This window comes from Oceanispirochaeta sp. (assembly GCF_027859075.1).
In the GTDB taxonomy this organism is placed as follows: domain Bacteria; phylum Spirochaetota; class Spirochaetia; order DSM-2461; family DSM-2461; genus Oceanispirochaeta.
The window spans coordinates 20775-38372 of sequence record NZ_JAQIBL010000162.1; the positions used below are offsets into that span (position 1 = coordinate 20775).

Consider the following 17598-nt stretch of genomic DNA (forward strand, 5'->3'; position numbering starts at 1 on the left):
CTCCTGTTCTTTAATTTTTTTCCCTCTGGGAGGGGAGCTTCAATCTATCAGAAAAGTATGAGTTCCCGGAAGCCTCCGGACCAGTACTCTTCACCATAATCCACAGTCAACTGACTCCCTGCTTTGATATACTGGAGAGCCACAAAAAAGATGACCCATCTATTGGCCACCAATGTATGCTCCACCGCCAGATTCGGTTCAAAACTGTGATTGATGTAGCGCAGCTCATTCCCCATTGTACCGGCATTCACCTCATACAAAACATCTTCATACCAGGCATCGGGATAATCCCAGGTATAGTCAGTATCAAAACCTTTTGATCCATCACATGTTTCAGGGTCAAGGACAAGATCTTCACCGGGCTGAACCAATCCCGCATACTCAGATAGATAAGCACCTGGTTTCATAAGGGCTTCGGCAAACAGGCCATGGCCCACATCATCAGAGACCCTGCGGATGGAAACGGGAGCCATAATTGCTTCTTCGATCTTTCGATGATACTCCTTATGGAGGACTTCAAACTCCTCTTTATTGTCCTGATAGTAGGGAGACCCTTTCTGATCCCGGGAAAAGATCGGAACATCTTTATAGACTGAGCGGGAGATGTAGCTCAGTCCCTGTGATTCCATAAACAAACGTCTTTGGACGGGGTCTAAGATTATTTCAGACATATTCAGCTCCTTATCATTCAGAAAAAACAGCCTTCTTCATTAGAAAGGCCAGATATACTGTGAACATTTTATCAATAAGGTTGGCAGGAATACGAGCCCAGAAGCCTGCCGTGAAAAGAGACTGTCCCAAATTTATAAATGCATAAACAATCTTGTCAATCTGCACACCCGAATCACCCTGAAAAAGAAGATACGCCACAAGGGCACCCAAAAGTGCATTGGCCAGGGAGACGGCTAGAATGGCAGATACAACATGATAGGCATTTTCAAACAAGCCCTTCCGGCTCATGACACCAAGGATAAGCCCGGTGGCCATATTGCACAGGGCAAAGGGCCAGTACAAACCGGTCATGCCATATTGGAATTCCATAAAAATATTTGTCAGGAGTCCAACAGCCATACCGGCAAGGGGTCCAAAAAAAACCGCTGATACGGCTGTAAAAATGGAATCCAGAAACAAGGGAGAATGGATGACAATGTTGTTGAAATAGCTTAAAGCCAGATTCAGAACAACAGACAAGATAAGAAATAGAATAAGAAAAACTGGATGGAACGGTCGGGTAAAAATTCTTTTTAATTTAATTTTGTAATTCATAATATTTAAAATTACCCCAGATTATCCAATATGGAAATGTTTATTTAAAAAACTTATCATCAAAATATGCAGACCCTTCAATTGATATATCGGTTCAAACTCTCTATTCTTGTTATCAACATGGAGTACCCCGACTTTACGATTCTCAACTTTTGGGCGACCTGGTGTCCTCCCTGCCGTGCAGAGATACCTGAGATCATCCGCTATACCAGGGACTACAAAGACGTTGAAGACACAAGAATCCGCTTGATCGGCATCAACATGACCAGCACAGAAGCTTCAATTTCTCAGGTTCTCGATTTTATTAAGGCCCAGGATATAAACTTCCCTGTACTCCTCGATAAAAATGGTGAGGCTGCCGGCAGATTTGGCATCAAATCAGTGCCCACCACCATCGTATTCGATTCTCAGGGAGAGCTGCTGGAAACCCGCATGGGGGCTGTGGACTACTCCTGGCTTGCCAAAATCAGTCCAAAGAAATGAGAAAAAGAGAGTTCAGAAGACCCCGGGGGGGCAGAAGCACACTCTCAATAGATCAGTTGTTAAGCAGACAGCCTAAAACCATACGCCGCCACCCTCAATACCTTTTGATGCTGGATCACTTTCTCCTCTCAGATTCCCTTAAAAAAGTAAGGATGAACAGGCGCTGTTACCGTCTTTTGGATAGAGCGGTCATTGAACCTGAAAATCTCAGGCACTTCTTCAAGACCTACCGCTTGCCTCAGGACCCCTTCTTTCCCCTATTCTTCCGCATTAAAAGGGATTACCTGTCTCAAAGGGAAAAATCAGCTCGGGATAAAGAAGGGTATATCCTGAAAGAGATGAAAATAATTCCCCTGGCAAAACGGAGGATCATCCGCTTCCTGGCGGAGTGGGAAGAGCATTTTAACAGCCTGGGAGAACGTCCCCTCTGGGAGACGAAACTCTATCCCCGGACAAAGAAGAGAGTTCATGAGCTTCAGAGTTTCGGCGAAGGGGAGTGGCTGAATTTTTTCATCCTTCATGTTGAAAGACTCCAGAGGCATTACCCCCGAATCCCCGAATCACAAGTGACCGGGATAAAGGCCTGCCTCCCCCTGGGACTGATCCCGAAGCTTTCACCTTTCAGGCTGCCTGACAGAGGGTCTGCACAAAAAGCCTACAGGCAGCACTGCCGGATCTATCACCCCGATTCAGGAGGAGAAGCGGCCCTGTTCACCCTCCTTCAGAAGAGCCGGGAGATCCTGCTTGACATGATCAGAAAAGAGGATTAAGAAACTGAAGTGATGCATCACTTCGAGGACCCCTTCGCAAAGATCATTGAGGGGTAGATTCTTTCTAATCATTTGAAAACCCTGAAGAATTATGTTAGCAATGGAAGTACCCTATGAACAATATAAAAACACTGGAAGACCATCTTCACCATTATTTCGGATTCGCCTCTTTCCGGGGAGAACAGAAAAGAGTCATTGAATCTGCCTTGTCGGGACACAGCACCCTGGCGGTTTTTCCTACAGGAAGCGGCAAAAGCCTCTGTTACCAGCTCCCGGCCCTTCTGCAGGAGGGTCTCACCCTGGTCATCAGCCCCCTGATCGCCCTGATGAAGGACCAGGTGGATTTCCTGGAAAAACGACAGATACCCGCGGCCCGTTATGATACATCCCTCAGCCGGGAGGAATGGGAAAATGTGAACAGCAGGATCAAAAACAATGCATTGAAGATCCTCTTTGTTTCACCCGAACGACTGGGGAATGAACGATTCATCGCCCAGATGAAACAGGTCAGGATACAGACTCTGGTCATCGATGAAATCCACTCCATATCAGAGTGGGGTCACAATTTCCGTCCGGATTATCTGAAACTGGCCCATTACTACAGGGAATTGGGCATTCCCAGGATGATCGGTTTAACCGCGACGGCCAATGAGAAGGTCATTGAAGACATCTGCCGCCTCTTTTCCATAGATCAGGATCACTGCGTCATCAGCGGCTTTCACAGACCGAATCTGTTTATCAGAATCCATCCTGTAGAGGATAAAAACAGGAATCACCGCCTTCTCGAAACCCTGAATAAAAGGGCCTCCGGTCCGGCGATCATCTACGTCAGCCAGCAGAAAACAACCCGGGAGGTTCAGGAATTCCTTGAAAAAAACGGATACACCGCCCGGACCTATCATGCGGGAATGAAAGCAGAAGAGCGGAAGGATGTTCAGGAGTGGTTTATGGGCAGCGACAGGGCCGTGATCATTGCCACCATTGCCTTCGGCATGGGTATAGACAAGGCAAACGTACGTCAGGTGATCCATTACAATCTTCCGAAGAGTCTTGAAAATTATATGCAGGAAATCGGCCGGGCCGGCCGTGACGGAGAAGATTCAGACTGCACGCTCCTGTATTGCCGGGACGACAGAATCATCCTTGAGAACTACAGCTACGGCGATACTCCCGAAAAAGAGAATATATATCAGCTGATAGACATGCTTTCCAGAGAGCCTGATGAGTTCTCCATCAACCGCTATGACATCTCCAGGGACTATGATATCCGGGATCTCGTGGCACGCACTCTCTTCACCTACCTGGAGCTTGAATCATGCATCAAAAGCATCGGCAGCTTTGCCAATGAATACAGCCTCCGGTTTCTCAGGCCCCAGGAAGAATTAAGCTCTCAGATCGGTCCAGAACGAGCTGCCTTTCTGGAGACCCTGTTTGCCACAGGAAAAATGGGCCGGATCTGGCTGAATCTGGATCTGCTTCAGGCTGAGCGAATCACAGGAGAAGCCCTTTCCAGAATTCAAAAGGCCCTTATCTGGCTGGAAAACGAGGGCTGGATTGAAACTAAAATCAAAAACATGCGTCAAAACTACAGGAAAACCCGGTCCGCCTGGAATGTGGAGGAGATGACAGAGTCCATGATGAATCGCTTTGCCGAGAGGGAAGCATCAGACATTCACAGGATCGATTTGATAGAGCAGCTGGGTCTGACAAGGAAGTGCAGGACCGCGGCATTACTCCACTACTTTGGTGAAACCCTGGAGGGCGGCAGATGCGGCCACTGTGATGTCTGTGAAGGAACGGCGGAGCCCGGGACAGGCGTGCCCAAAAGCATGACCCTGAGTGAAGAAGAAAAAACAAAACTGGAGTCCCTCATGATGTCACTGGAAAATGAGGATCTAAGTGCACCCCGGATGACCCGCTTCCTCTGTGGTATATCTTCTCCCTATCTGAGCCGGAAAAAACTCACGAAAGTACCGGGATTCGGACATTTCCAGAGGCGACCCTTCACGGCTGTTCAGTCGGCGGTAAACTCAATAAAACGCCAGAGCGTCACATCGTAAACTGATTCGAGACTCTCTTCCAGATCATCCGGGAGGAGGGGATAGAAATCCAGCCCCGTAAAGATCTCAACCTCATCGATAGAAACTGCATAATCCTGAAGTCGCCCTTCCCCCTTCCTGTTGGGGAGGAGAAAACCAATCCCCTTGAAATCAGGCTCCCTGTAGTCCAGAATAACCTTGTAGTAAGACTCAGGAACGGCTACCTCATTGGTACCGATGACAGGATACTCCTGTTTTGTGAGCACCGGTCCTGTGACGACAAAGAGGGATTCATTCTCCGAGGTCCAGCTGCGCACACAGGATTCCAGAAAGGCCCAGATCCCCCGGTTAAATCCCGGGTCCTGGGGGCTCATATTACTCATCAGAAAAGAGTCATCCATTGAGTCCCGGCTCATCTTCATATCCGCTGCAGGAGCCAGATGGCCCCGATCAAATCCTGAATATCTATAATCCGAAAGAGCCGCAGAACCTGTCTTGATTTCATTGTCTTCCCGGAACCTGTTGGATCTTTTCACATGCCCTTCAATCTCCTCCTGTGTCAGCTCATAAGCCACCCAGTCAGCCTGCTCAAAGCGTTCGTTATACTGAAGAGTATAAAATGACTTTTGATAGACCGCATCGGGATGAGTAATCACCGGGATTTCCATGGATTGGGAAAAGGCCTGCAGGATGGGAAGAAGAAAAAACAGGATTTTATAGATTATTTTCATATCCATGAATATAGACAATTTTAGGATTAAAATGATTCATTATTCAAAAAAGGGTTATTTCTCAGCCTGCCTGGTACTCAGATCAATAGCGAGATTCCTTGTTTTTTTAGATAATCCCAATTCTGATTCAGCCACATAAATAATTCCTTCCAGAATTATCGGATCATTAAGAAACGTTTCATCCCTGTCGGCGATAATCCCGATAGCGGTCAGAACATCCTGGATCAGCTGATTATTCTGGTAGATTTGTTTCTGGATCTTCAATATCTGATAGAAATAGGGAGTCAGAGGGCTCCAATCTGCCGACTCCAATCGCGCCGCCGTAAGGGAAGCAACCGAGAGAACGGTAATATTATCGTCATAGCGAACGACCTTGGCCAAAGGATTCATGGCCTTTGGGCTTCCTGTTTTTCCAAGAAGCCTGACAGCTTCCAGTCTTATCCTGGGTAAATCATTGAGTATATGACCCATATCCAGGCTCAGATTGGTAATACCCTCGGATGACAGACTTGAAAGAATATTAATAATATTGTCTTCTTCACTACCCATAGAGTTCTCATCCAGTATTTTCTCAATACTCCTGAGGGCTTCCATTTTCTGTTCTGGAACAGCAGAGTCGGCCATGCTTTGGATGACAGAAACCCGAATCGAAACATCCTGAGCCATAAGAGAACTCAAAGACAGAATCGAAAGAACTATCGATAAGAAAAGTATTTTCATTGTTTTTTGACTCCTACTATTATCAATCATCGACCGGAAGAGACAAACAATCAAATATGGTTTTGTTCATGACTCCACCGGTCTCCCACCTGCCCGACAGGTTTACCGGCATCATAGCTCTGTTGTCTATAGATGATTGATCATACTGGCCTGAAAGGCCGCCCCGAAGCCATTATCAATATTAACGACCGAGATGCCCGAGGAACAGCTATTGAGCATGCCTAAAAGGGCCGCAAGGCCGCCGAAAGCCGCGCCATAGCCCACACTGGTGGGCACCGCAATGACAGGTTTGTCTACCAGCCCCCCCACAACACTGGGAAGCGCCCCTTCCATACCGGCAATAACAATAACAACCCTGGCCTTTCGAATTTCTTCGATATGGTTAAACAGGCGGTGAATTCCAGCCACCCCCACATCGGATATCAACTGGACCCTGTTGCCGTAGAACTCGGCTGTCACACAGGCTTCCCTGGCGACAGGCAGATCACTGGTTCCTGCACTGACAATGGCAATACTTGTTTCTGTCAACGGGGTATCCCTGTTTATCAGGGTGATGGTCCGTCCCGGCACATCGTATTCGGCGGAGGGAATGATCTTTTTAACAGCCTGATAAGCCTCATGACTGGCTCTTGTACCCAGTATATTATCACCCCGTTTGTTCATTTCGGCAAAAATATGGGCGATCTGCTCCTCTGTCTTTCCGGCACAATAGATCACCTCGGAGGCTCCGCTTCTCTTCCGGCGGTTGTTGTCGACCATGGTATGTCCCAGGTCTGAAAAATAAGAAGAATGGACCTTCTGCTCCGCCTCTTCCAGGCTGAAAGACCCCTGTTTGTAGGACTCCAGGATCTTCAGTACATCATCATTCTGCATGGGATAATCCTCCCCTCTTCATATTCATATTTCCAATGCGGTACCCGCCCAGATCCAGAGAGACATAGGTATAACCGTTTTTTTTCAGCTCCCGGTATACCTTTTCTGCGGTATCCCCTTCCAGGAACTCTGCAATACGGTCTGAAGGAATTTCAATTCTGGCCAATTCACCATGATGACGCACCCGGATGTGGCGAAAACCCAAAGACATGATGTAGAGCTCCGATTTTTCAATTCTGTCCAGAATTTCAGTTGTGACCTCTTCGTTGTGAGGGATGCGGGTCAAAAGGCAGGCATAAGGCGGCTTATCCCATGTAGAGAGTTCCCATTCCTTTGAAACCTTGCGGATATCGTCTTTTGTAAGCCCTGCCTGAAGGAGGGGACTCTGGACCTCCAGTTCTTTCAGGGCCTTCATTCCGGGGCGATAATCCCCCAGATCATCCTGGTTGGAACCATCGCAGAGCATATGAAGACCATCTGCGGCGGCGGCTTTTTTCATCAGGGTAAACAGGGCATGTTTGCAGACATAACAGCGGTTTTCCGGATTGTTTCTGACCAATTCCGGCATAGGGACCTTGATCATGGCGTGTCTCATATCCATCTGCCGGGTAAACTCTTCCGCCTCGTCGATCTCCCAGTCTGCCACATAGGGAGGGATCACCGTATAGGCTTTCACATTGTTCTTTCCCAGACGTCTCCCCGCAGCGGCCAGGAGGAAAGTACTGTCTACTCCGCCTGAAAAAGCAATGCCGCAGGAACCGTAATCACCCAGAATCTGATTCAGATTCTCCATTTTTTCGGGAAGAGTCAAAGCAGATCCTCGACAGAGAGGGCGATGGCAGACCGGACATTCCGATGGCTCATGCTGTGTTTATCAGCCAGTGCTCTGATATCTTCATACTCGGGTTTCCACCGCCCCGCACCCTTCTCACCGGTCCCTAATTTGATTCGGACTGGACCGAGGGGGGTCTCTATCTTCCTGGTTTCCCGAGGGAGCATCAGCTTCTGAACAGGCATCATCCTTATACCGAATGTAGACGAATGTTCAAAGAGCGCCTCTATGACCTGAGACTCTTCCTTTTTACCTGTCAAAACCGATATTTGAACGGCAGGACGGGATTTCTTCATCATGATGGAAGTAAATGTTACATCCAGGGCGCCTTTCTCCAGGAGAACCGACATAAGGACTTCCAGATCCTCAGCCACCATATCATCAATATTGCACTCTATCAGGAGGTTTTCTTCTCTCAGATAATTCTGATCTGCAACAGATTCAGACTCTCCCAGCATGGCCCTCAGAACATTGGGGATTTTAAAATCTTTGAAACCCAGGCCATATCCGACTTTACTCACGGTTATTTCAGGATTCTCGGTAAACTCATCCACCATGGCTGCCAGAATGGCCGCACCCGTTGGTGTGGTAGTTTCCGAATCAACCCCACCGTAGCGGCAGGGGATTCCTTTCAGAATTTCAGTTGTAGCCGGCGCGGGAACTGGAAAAGTACCATGGGCGCATTCGACAAAACCTCCGCCTACCTGAACAGGGGAAGAGATGATCCGGTCGACCTTCAGATAGTCAAAACAGACGGCAGCCCCGACTATATCAACGATGGAGTCAGTAGCCCCTACCTCATGAAAGTGAACCTCATCGATGGTAGTGCCGTGAACCTTTGCTTCGGCCTCTGCTATGCGTTGAAAGATTTTAAGAGACAACTCTCTGACCCGATCACTCAAAGGACTGGATTCCAGAATATGTTTGATATCATGGAGGTTCCTGTGATGATGATGATGGTCACTATCAGATTCATCATGATGGTGATGTACCAACAGCTCTACATCGGCTTTGATACCGGTAATCCCCATTTTCTGGGTTGTTTCAAATGTCAGGCGAAATTCTTCATCTATGTGAAGACCCGACAATTCTTTTATAAGATAGTCCCTGGGAACACCCAGATCAACCATCACAGCTAAATTCATATCTCCGCTGATACCGCTGAAGCAATCATAATATAAAACTTTCATGGAAACAGAATACACATGAGAGGAAGAGAACTCAATATATTATTTATTTATTAATCATTTTTCTGATTGAATCCACCACATATCACCACAAATCACCATGATTGACAGAATCTCATATTCCTCTATAAAATGATCAATATGTCAGAAAAGCAGCTGCAGGCAGAGAGACATCAACTCATTCTCGGGATTCTCGATGAGGAGAGTTCCGCCCAGGTGGATGAATTGAGCCGGAGATTCGAGGTATCAAAGAATACGATACGCCGAGATCTCAATATCCTGGAAGAACTGGGATTTCTCATCCGCTCCAAGGGAGGAGCCGTCAAGTCCCGAACACAGCAGTCTCCCCGTTCCTTTGATGAACGGCAGATCCTCAACCGGAGCTGTAAAAAGAGTATTGCCCGGAAGGCGGCAGAACTTATCCTGGAGGGAGAAACGATCATCCTGGCTTCGGGTACCAGCACACTCGAACTGGCAGGATATCTGAAAAACAGAGATCATCTGACTGTTATAACAAACTCTTTGGATATTGCTCAGGTTCTCTCGGATGAGAAAAGACTGACACTGATCCTTTGCGGTGGGATCTATGATTCCCAATCCCGCTCCATGATCGGTATGCCTGCAGAACTATTTTTCCGGGATATCCATGTGGATAAGCTGTTCATGGCTGTGAAGGCTCTGGATGAAGAAGGCATATACGACATGAATATGAAAGAAACACCGGTCAAACAATCCATGATCCGTACCGCAGAAGAGCTTGTTGTCCTGGCGGATCACACAAAAATCGGCAAAAAATCCCTGAACAGAATTGAACCGCTCTTCCGGATAGATTCCATCATCTGTGATGTTCTACCCCCGGAACATCTGCTTGTTTCTTTCCGGTCCGCCGGTATCGATATCATTGTATCATCAGAGGAATAAACCATGCAGGCAGAACTTTTTACATACGGAACCATAGTCACCCTGGCTTTTTTTCACACGGTTGTCGGACCGGATCACTACCTTCCTTTTATCGCGATGAGCCGTAATGCAGGCTGGTCGACCCGTAAAACTGCGGGTCTCACCATCATCTGCGGCCTTGGTCATGTTCTCAGTTCCGTCATTATCGGTCTTTCCGGCCTGGCCTTCGGTATAGCCATTTATAAATTGGAAGCGATCCAGTCGCACCGCAGTGATATTGCCGCCTGGCTTCTGATGATATTCGGTGCAGGATATGTGCTGTGGGGATACTACCTGAAAAGAAGACATCCCCATCATCATGGTCACGGCCACAGTCATGGTTACGGCTACAGCCATGAGAGCAGCGCGACTTCAAAGGAGGGGAAAAAAAGTCTGACTCCATGGGTCCTTTTTACCATTTTTGTATTTGGTCCCTGCGAAGTCCTGATTCCCATGCTTATGTATTACGCGGCTCAAAATAATATGAGTGGTATGGTGACGGCAACCATCCTGTTCGGTGTGACAACCATAGCGACAATGCTGGTCATCGTTCTGCTCACACTCCGGGGGATCAAGCTGATCAGGCTTCCCTTTCTGGAACATCACAGTCACACAGTTGCCGGGATTATTATCCTCCTGTCAGGTGCCGGGATAAAGTTCCTGGGACTATAAGGGGAACGCATAGACATTTCATGACCTTCATCTTACAATTTAATGGACTCATAACAGAAGGAGTTTTGCATATGAAATACCCGGTTGCAGAGAGTGCCTTGATAAAATGGAGCACCGAAAGATTGCAGAAGATAGAGTTATCAGACACCGAAATCCACTACCGCTACCGTTTGGATGGCTCAACATGCAGCAATGGAGGAATGGAGTTTAAGGCGTATCTCCATGCCAGGATCAGCACAGCTCCCCATTCCATCATACAAAAAGCATGGATTGAAATTCCTAAAGAAGATCAGGTAACAGCGGCTCATATGTGCCGCTGCCCCAACAGGAATCCTAAGGAAGCACAGTCCTTCTTCGAAGATTTTAAAGAAGACGCGTTCTTTTCCGGAGAGTCACTAACAGAGACAATTTTGATGGATATCCCCCTTAATCATGCGGGATGCCTCTGTTATAAACCGATGGTAGACCAGAAATGGAAGATGGCCCTGTCAACGATTCATTATGATAGACAACTCCTGGACTGATGTAATAATTCTGCCGGAGAAATGGACTTCAATGAGGAGAAAATCATGAAGGTAAGTGTAATTTCCTACTCCCTGACGGGGAATAATGACAAACTGGCAGAGGCTCTAGCCTCTAGTCTTACAGCTCCCTATGTCAGAATCATAGATGTAGGTCAAAGATCAAACTGGAGAATAGCTGGGGACATGCTTTTTAAAAGGACTCCCCGGATATCTCCTGAGACTGTCGATCCAACCGGATCGGATCTGCTTCTGTTTGTAGGTCCCGTATGGATGGGACAGCCCGCCTCACCTTTCAGGACCATATTCAAGAGTTTGAAATCCCGAATGATTCCTTATGCCTTTGTCTCCATCAGCGGAGGAGCCCTCGGCCCCCATCCTAAGCTGGGAGCAGGACTTGAAAAAATGACAGGGAGGAAACCTGAGGCGGTGATGGATCTGCAGATTGCCAAACTCTTTTTGAAAGACACGAAACCAAACAGCAAAAATACATCTGCTTATCAGCTCACGGATAAGGATGTGACTCTTCTGAAGGATATGGTCATGGAAGAAATCGGAGATCTTTTTAAATCATAATTCCTGTACCAATCTTGTCGATTCTTACCATCAGTTTTCGTGCTCCACAGTGACGATTACATTCCCCTTCTTATGCCCGAGATCCACATAGCGGTGAGCCTCGACAATCTCATCCATCCTGTAGCACCTGTCAATGACGGTTTTTAATTTCCCCTCAGCCATCAGCTCTCTGAGTAGGATCATATTTTCAGGTTCTCTATGACCTTTGACTGAAGTTGTCAGAACATTGATATAGCGACCCTTTTTCGTAAGTGACTTCCTGGCTTGGCGGGGAGGGAATTTCCCGACAGCATCAAAAATGACATCATATTGTTCGTTTCTCCCGGTAAAATCCTCTTGCGTGTAATCGATCTGAACCTCCGCACCCAGAGATTTCACCAGCTCAAGATTAGAACCGCTGCATACCGCCGTGACACGGGCTCCGAAATATCTGGCAAGCTGAACACCATAGGTCCCGACACTCCCCGAGGCTCCATAGATCAGAACGTTCTGCCCTCTCCGGATATCTGCTTTTCGCAGCATCAACAGGGCGATAATCCCCCCGTTAGTAACAGCTGCAGCCTCCTCCCAGGAAACCTGCTCAGGCTTCAGTGCCAGCATTCCTGTTTCAGGAAGGCATATATACTGGGCATTGGCCCCGAATTTGAATCCGGTACTCCCGAAGACCTGATCTGCTCTTTTAAACTTTGTCACATTCCGTCCCATATCCTCAATTTCCCCAGCCAGATCCATTCCCAGTATGGGCTGTCTTGGCCTCAAAATTCCCAGAAAAATACGGGAAGGGATTATAGCGGCAAAGGGAACATCAAATCTTCTGATCCTTGCATCTCCCACATGGACGGTGGTTGCCCGAATTTTGATCAGGACTTCATTGTCCCGGGGAGTTGGTTTCAGGACCTCTCTGATTTGAAGAACCTCGGGTGGTCCATATTTTGTACAAATGACTGCTTTCATATGATTTCCTCTGAACTTATATGAGATATGTTTGTATTGATGGGATGTCCAAAATGAATAAGATGGTCATTTCCCCAATCTCAGGTAAAATTGACCTTACATCATAATCAACCACTTATTGGAGTCATTTCTGTTCCCCCCTCAGATACAAAATCAATTTTGGCACACAAATTGCGATAGGTACAGTGAACGTTTAATTTTTTTAGGACCAGAAGATGACCAACCTTCTGAAACCAAAGGAGAACACTTTGCTGAACAAATATGAATATGTCATTAAAACCTGTGATTATGTTGAACAATCTCTGACTGATCGCTATCCCTTTGTATCCTGCTGCACCAACTTCAATGATAAACTGGTTCAATTGAACAGTTGCATTCCCTACCCGATTATGAAACTGCTTCACACCATCAGCCAGCAGAGTAGTTTTTTGGCTCATAACCAGGAATCCTGCCTCAACTGGGCCTCCTATGACTACGCCCTGAATCAAATTCACAATTGGCTGGGGATTCCCGTGATTTTTACGGTCCCCGATGAGATAAGGCAGAGCACTGCCATAAATGTGTCAGATGAACTGGAACCAAATGATAATGAGGCCAAGGATATCCTCCTGGCCATAGGAGTAAGCCTTGCCCGCTTAAGGATCGCCGGACTCCTGTGAAATATATGAGAAACCCCCTGCCGATTGTTCCACAGCTGAGCTGGATCAGTCGGTTCGAGGATTCCAGTCCACCAGGAACTCAAGTGGAAAAAGGTTTTAGTATTGCCGTGCCTGGAAAACAGAAATGTCTTTCACCAGGACAAATCATCCGTGACCGATGAGAAGTTTGAATCTGAACTTACAGTTTCTTTTTATCAGAGATTGTGTCTGGAATTTCTTATATTCAACCCCTTAACAAAGAGCCAAAATGCTAAAAATATCTCATTTGATATTATCAGGACTAAAAAATAATCCAGGACGGTAATATGAATATCAAATAGTTTCAGTACTGTTGAGATTGATAATGCCCCTATACCGGCGATTCCCCAAAGGCATATAAACCCAGGAATCAACTTTTGCCTATACAATAAAAAATAAAATAGAAAGGCGCTGACAATAAATATATAAATATGAAAGTCATTATAAATGAGTGACCTTAAATCCTGTGTCGATGAACGTATAAAGAGGACTCCTCCTAAAATCATCAATCCGCCTTCAAGCACTTTAAGAATTAAATAGCTGATAGATAAAATAAAACTTGATTTTCTAAAGAGGGGGTACATGAGTAAAGCGATTCCTATAACAGCAATACCGCTTATAACATCAGCAAAGAGGACAAGAAACCTGGATTCTGTGATTGAACTGGCAATAACACCATAGGCTGCTAATATAAAAATACCGACTAAGATTGATCTGGTTTTATCAGAAACTCTCTGGTTCATATATCAGTCTCCTTCCTAAATGAGATTTAATATTTAATTCTCACTTGTTATTATTAATATAGACGTTTACATTTTAGTTGATCAATTTTTTTATTAAAGCATCAGAAAGGAGCGATACATGATTTTGGATAAATTCTCCATAGGAACAGGAGATCGATTCGGGAAAGAAGCCACAGCTCAATTGGCCGCAGTCAGAATGGCGAATAAGGCTGGAAAAGAAATATCTATTGTCTGGAATAAATCATACCGGGAACATGCCACTATCCACACAGAACCTTCATCTGTTCGGGTCATCGTAGACAAAACCATCAAGGAGACCGCCTGGGATGGGAGATATTACGTTGATGCTGATCATATCGGCTTGAAAACGGTAGATCTCTTTCTAGATTCATCTGATTTTTTCACCCTTGATGTGGCAGATTTCATCGGAGAAAAAGCATCCTCCGCAGATATCGAGAGCTTTGTTCAGGCAAACAGGAAGTATATAGGAACTCTGAAAGTTCCCGGAATCGAAAAAGCACTGGATGTCACAGAAAGTAAGATCAGGCTCATTGCCGAACGTTATCTTTTTGCGATCAAAGAAGCCAAAAAAATCTATGATCATATACGGGAACACAAGGGAGTTGAGAACTTTGTGACTGAGGTTTCCATGGATGAAACTGCTGATCCCCAGACACCGGAAGAACTTCTTTTTATACTCTCAGCAATGGCTGCAGAACAAATTCCAGCCCAGACAATAGCACCCAAATTTACAGGACGATTTAATAAGGGTGTTGATTATGTGGGTGACCTGGATAAATTCGATACAGAGTTCAATGATGATATCTGTGTCATAAAATGGGCCGTAAAGGAATTTGGATTACCCAAAAATTTAAAACTCAGCATCCATTCGGGTAGTGATAAATTCTCAATTTATCCCTCCATTAAAGCCAATATGATCAAGCACAATGCGGGTGTTCATATCAAAACAGCGGGGACCACATGGCTGGAAGAACTGATTGGACTGGCAGAAAGCGGAGGTGAAGGTCTTAAAATTGCGAAGGAGATATACGCATCATCCCTGGATCGATATGAAGAACTGGCAGAACCCTATAAGTCTGTTATCGACATTGACCGGGCTCAGCTGCCCACATCAGATGAAGTAAACCGATGGAGCAGTGATCAGTATACATCGGCTCTGCGGCATGATTTGTCGAATCCTTCCTACAATAGGCATCTCAGACAGCTTCTTCATGTGGGTTATAAAGTAGCCTCCGAATTGGGTGACCGGTATTTGAAAGCGATCGATGAGAATTCAGATATTGTAGGCAGAAATGTGACGGAGAATTTGTTTGATCGTCATATAAAGCCGTTGTTTCTTTAGACCTCAGAGGGTGATAAATATCTTAATCACCCTCCTTTGGCAGTCGAGATAGTAAATTAATCAATTCAGAAAACAAAACGTCTCATCTACCATTGTTAGCCTTGATTAACACCAAGTCTTGTTGTATTTTTGATATAGTTAAATAATATCAACGGAGTATAGTATGGTGCAGATTATGCCCGGCTTAATTGTCGGATTGAGAGAAGGTCTTGAAGCCTTCCTGATTATCAGTTTAATGCTGGAGTATTTGAAGAAAATTAACAAAAGAGAACTGATGACTTCAGTATTAAAATGACTGTTTACGGGTCTTGTTGTTTCCATCCTTCTGGGAGCCGTTTTGTGGTTAATCTCCAGCTTTATTGACAACGGAAGCGGTGCGGTGGCAAAACTCTGGGAATCCGGGGCTTCTCTGGTTGCCGTTGTGTTTATTTCCTACTTCATTTTCTGGATGATCAAACACGGCAGCAGTATGGCCGGTGAAGTCAGGAAATCAGTAGATGATCATTTATCCGGTAGAGGCCTATTCTTACTTTCAACAGTCGCCGTCGCCAGGGAAGGAGCCGAGATTGCTCTTTTTGCTTTCACATCTGATAATAAACCAGTGTATCTCGGGGGAACCCTGACTGGCGTCATTCTTGCGGCTCTTCTGGCATGGCTGATATATAAGTCTCTCGTAAAACTAAATATCGGTTTGATTTTTAAAATCACATTGATCTATCTCATTCTACAGGCAGCGTATCTGACCGGTTATTCAATACATGAACTGCTGTCGGCTTTCAAAGAGCTGGGACTCCTCAACAGTGACAACTTCCTGTTCAATAAGGTGTATGACTTTAAAGATACAATCCTGGATCACAAAACTGGAACCCTCGGTATACTCCTGAATGTGAGCATCGGCTGGTATTCAAGGCCTGAATATATTCAGTTCATAATTCAGATTCTCTATCTAAGCGGTTTTATGAGCTTCTGGAAAAAATATCAGATTCGCTGAGGAATCAAAAACAGCAGTAGTGGGATAATAAAGCATTATTCCACTACAAAGATTCAACTCTGTTTCGACCCTTTTTTTTACCGATGTAGAGTAACTCATCTGCTTTTTTGATACTGACATCTACATCCTGCAGGGGATCATACAAAGTGACTCCAAATGTAATGGTGATATGAGTAGTAATATCTTTAAAATTGAAAGGTCGTTGTTCAATCAACTTTCTTATTTTTTCTGCGGTTTCTTTGGCGCCCATCAATCCTGTGTCGGGAAGAACTATTAAAAACTCTTCCCCGCCCCAGCGACACACATGATCCTGTTTTCTCAGTGTCTCTACAAAAAGATCCGATATCTGCTTTAAGATATAATCACCAAAATCATGGCCAAAACGGTCATTGACTCTTTTAAAATAATCGATATCTGCCAAAAGAAAGCAGCATTGAATACTGTTACGAATCATCTTCTCTTTTTCAAAGTCGATTTTTTCCAATATATCTCTACGGTTGGAAAGAGATGTTAAAGGGTCTAAACGGGAAGAAGAATCCAGTGCCTCATTTTTCAACCTTAATTGAAATTCAAGATCCATAGCCGAGACACTATACGCTGCAGATAAGAGAAAAAAAACAGAAAAGGCTATGATCAGATTCATCAGTTGAAGGTTGGAAATAATAACAGATGATAGAAGATGCATTTCCGGCCAGGTTCTGGACTTTAAATTTAAAATGATAATGCAGGCAATTAAACATACCAGCAAAAGATTTCTCCAGTATGGGAGCAATATTCTATAATTAAAAATTAAGGGAAGGAGACATAAGATATAAATATAAAATCCACTGTTCCATCCCAGGTAATAGGTGGCATAGAAAGCATGAGAAATGATTTCTACCAGGGTTAGGTTCAAAATCAATCTGTGAAATCTAAATCGATTTAAAAAATAAGCAACAATAAAAATAAAACAACTGACAATGTTCACATATATCAAAGGTTTTATTTTAAAGATAATAAAAATAGTTAAAAATAGTGAATGGCCTAAAAAAGCTAATATGGCCGTATAGCGAGAGACGACATAAATAGGATAGGAATCGTAATCAAGTATTATCTTTTCTTCTGTCATAGTAGTTCTTTTCATTATGATACAAGTTTCAGCTCTTTTCAATGCAAGTATGCATCATCTCCATTTTCCTTTAAAGTACATCAGAATACTTTTAAATTAAATAATAACAGCAATGAAAACTCAAAACTGATGACACAGACCTCGCAGATCCCG

21 protein-coding genes are annotated in these 17598 nt (G+C 45.0%); 11 read left to right on the plus strand and 10 right to left on the minus strand.

Going from position 1 to position 17598, the window contains the following annotated elements; genetic code table 11:
• Positions 1 to 47: 47 nt before the first annotated feature.
• Together PF479_RS09000 and PF479_RS09005 are read right to left on the minus strand one after the other, a co-directional pair.
• Entirely contained in the window at positions 48 to 671 is a 624-nt protein-coding gene (locus PF479_RS09000; protein WP_298005168.1) for an SET domain-containing protein-lysine N-methyltransferase, read from the minus strand.
• A gap of 13 nt (positions 672 to 684) precedes the next feature.
• Positions 685 to 1266: an ECF transporter S component gene (locus tag PF479_RS09005; protein ID WP_298005170.1), complete on the minus strand. Its 582-nt coding sequence runs from the start codon at positions 1264 to 1266 to the stop codon at positions 685 to 687.
• An 81-nt stretch (positions 1267 to 1347) separates the two neighbouring features.
• Between PF479_RS09005 and PF479_RS09010 the strand changes: the two genes are divergently transcribed.
• The 3 genes from PF479_RS09010 to PF479_RS09020 all read left to right on the plus strand — a co-directional run bounded on the left by PF479_RS09010 (position 1348) and on the right by PF479_RS09020 (position 4579).
• Positions 1348 to 1749 carry a TlpA disulfide reductase family protein gene (locus PF479_RS09010; RefSeq protein ID WP_298005173.1) on the plus strand — a complete coding sequence of 134 codons (402 nt, stop codon included), beginning with the start codon at positions 1348 to 1350 and terminating at the stop codon, positions 1747 to 1749.
• A complete protein-coding gene (locus PF479_RS09015) occupies positions 1746 to 2519 on the plus strand; it encodes a hypothetical protein (protein WP_298005176.1) in 774 nt (257 codons plus the stop codon). Before PF479_RS09010 ends, PF479_RS09015 begins: the two co-directional genes overlap by 4 nt.
• Positions 2520 to 2632: 113 nt before the next feature.
• Positions 2633 to 4579 (plus strand): ATP-dependent DNA helicase RecQ, encoded by a 1947-nt coding sequence (locus PF479_RS09020; protein WP_298005181.1) that lies wholly within the window; start codon positions 2633 to 2635, stop codon positions 4577 to 4579.
• Here PF479_RS09020 and PF479_RS09025 read toward each other — a convergent pair.
• The 5 genes from PF479_RS09025 to larC form a co-directional block, all read right to left on the minus strand.
• Complete coding sequence (locus tag PF479_RS09025; protein ID WP_298005184.1) at positions 4534 to 5295, minus strand: DNA/RNA non-specific endonuclease; 762 nt, start codon at positions 5293 to 5295, stop codon at positions 4534 to 4536. The genes PF479_RS09020 and PF479_RS09025 overlap by 46 nt on opposite strands.
• A 48-nt stretch (positions 5296 to 5343) precedes the next feature.
• Positions 5344 to 6009 (minus strand): hypothetical protein, encoded by a 666-nt coding sequence (locus tag PF479_RS09030; RefSeq protein WP_298005187.1) that lies wholly within the window; start codon positions 6007 to 6009, stop codon positions 5344 to 5346.
• 126 nt (positions 6010 to 6135) lie between these two features.
• Complete coding sequence (gene larB, locus PF479_RS09035; protein ID WP_298005189.1) at positions 6136 to 6882, minus strand: nickel pincer cofactor biosynthesis protein LarB; 747 nt, start codon at positions 6880 to 6882, stop codon at positions 6136 to 6138.
• Entirely contained in the window at positions 6872 to 7693 is an 822-nt protein-coding gene (gene larE, locus PF479_RS09040; RefSeq protein ID WP_298005193.1) for an ATP-dependent sacrificial sulfur transferase LarE, read from the minus strand. The genes larB and larE overlap by 11 nt, the downstream gene beginning before the upstream one ends.
• Positions 7690 to 8904, minus strand: coding sequence for a nickel pincer cofactor biosynthesis protein LarC (larC, locus tag PF479_RS09045; protein WP_298005195.1), 1215 nt, complete (start codon positions 8902 to 8904; stop codon positions 7690 to 7692). Before larC ends, larE begins: the two co-directional genes overlap by 4 nt.
• A gap of 138 nt (positions 8905 to 9042) precedes the next feature.
• On the opposite strand from larC, the gene PF479_RS09050 reads away from it, so the two are divergent.
• The 4 genes from PF479_RS09050 (at position 9043) to PF479_RS09065 (ending at position 11609) form a co-directional block, all read left to right on the plus strand.
• The gene (locus PF479_RS09050) at positions 9043 to 9822 is read left to right on the plus strand and encodes a DeoR/GlpR family DNA-binding transcription regulator (protein ID WP_298005198.1); all 780 of its coding nucleotides are present in this window, start codon (positions 9043 to 9045) and stop codon (positions 9820 to 9822) included.
• A 3-nt stretch (positions 9823 to 9825) separates the two neighbouring features.
• On the plus strand, positions 9826 to 10512 hold the full coding sequence (locus tag PF479_RS09055; RefSeq protein WP_298005201.1) for a sulfite exporter TauE/SafE family protein: 687 nt from the start codon (positions 9826 to 9828) through the stop codon (positions 10510 to 10512).
• Between the two features lie 71 nt (positions 10513 to 10583).
• On the plus strand, positions 10584 to 11036 hold the full coding sequence (locus tag PF479_RS09060; protein ID WP_298005203.1) for a hypothetical protein: 453 nt from the start codon (positions 10584 to 10586) through the stop codon (positions 11034 to 11036).
• Positions 11037 to 11081: 45 nt separating this feature from the next.
• Positions 11082 to 11609: a hypothetical protein gene (locus tag PF479_RS09065; protein ID WP_298005206.1), complete on the plus strand. Its 528-nt coding sequence runs from the start codon at positions 11082 to 11084 to the stop codon at positions 11607 to 11609.
• Between the two features lie 30 nt (positions 11610 to 11639).
• Here the strand turns inward: PF479_RS09065 and PF479_RS09070 are convergent, their stop codons facing one another.
• A complete protein-coding gene (locus PF479_RS09070) occupies positions 11640 to 12563 on the minus strand; it encodes an NAD(P)-dependent alcohol dehydrogenase (RefSeq protein ID WP_298005208.1) in 924 nt (307 codons plus the stop codon).
• Between the two features lie 248 nt (positions 12564 to 12811).
• On the opposite strand from PF479_RS09070, the gene PF479_RS09075 reads away from it, so the two are divergent.
• The gene (locus PF479_RS09075) at positions 12812 to 13222 is read left to right on the plus strand and encodes a hypothetical protein (RefSeq protein WP_298005211.1); all 411 of its coding nucleotides are present in this window, start codon (positions 12812 to 12814) and stop codon (positions 13220 to 13222) included.
• 194 nt (positions 13223 to 13416) lie between these two features.
• On the opposite strand, the gene PF479_RS09080 is transcribed toward PF479_RS09075, so the two are convergent.
• Positions 13417 to 13983: a DUF4386 domain-containing protein gene (locus tag PF479_RS09080; RefSeq protein ID WP_298005214.1), complete on the minus strand. Its 567-nt coding sequence runs from the start codon at positions 13981 to 13983 to the stop codon at positions 13417 to 13419.
• A 118-nt stretch (positions 13984 to 14101) separates the two neighbouring features.
• Here PF479_RS09080 and PF479_RS09085 point away from each other — a divergent pair, with 118 nt between their 5' ends.
• From PF479_RS09085 to PF479_RS09095, 3 genes are all read left to right on the plus strand, one after another.
• Positions 14102 to 15346: a tagaturonate epimerase family protein gene (locus tag PF479_RS09085; protein WP_298005216.1), complete on the plus strand. Its 1245-nt coding sequence runs from the start codon at positions 14102 to 14104 to the stop codon at positions 15344 to 15346.
• Positions 15347 to 15509: 163 nt separating this feature from the next.
• Positions 15510 to 15641 (plus strand): hypothetical protein, encoded by a 132-nt coding sequence (locus tag PF479_RS09090; protein WP_298005219.1) that lies wholly within the window; start codon positions 15510 to 15512, stop codon positions 15639 to 15641.
• Positions 15642 to 16337 carry an FTR1 family protein gene (locus PF479_RS09095; RefSeq protein WP_298005223.1) on the plus strand — a complete coding sequence of 232 codons (696 nt, stop codon included), beginning with the start codon at positions 15642 to 15644 and terminating at the stop codon, positions 16335 to 16337.
• A 43-nt stretch (positions 16338 to 16380) separates the two neighbouring features.
• Here PF479_RS09095 and PF479_RS09100 read toward each other — a convergent pair whose 3' ends face one another.
• Positions 16381 to 17085: a GGDEF domain-containing protein gene (locus PF479_RS09100; protein WP_298005222.1), complete on the minus strand. Its 705-nt coding sequence runs from the start codon at positions 17083 to 17085 to the stop codon at positions 16381 to 16383.
• Positions 17086 to 17598: the final 513 nt, after the last annotated feature.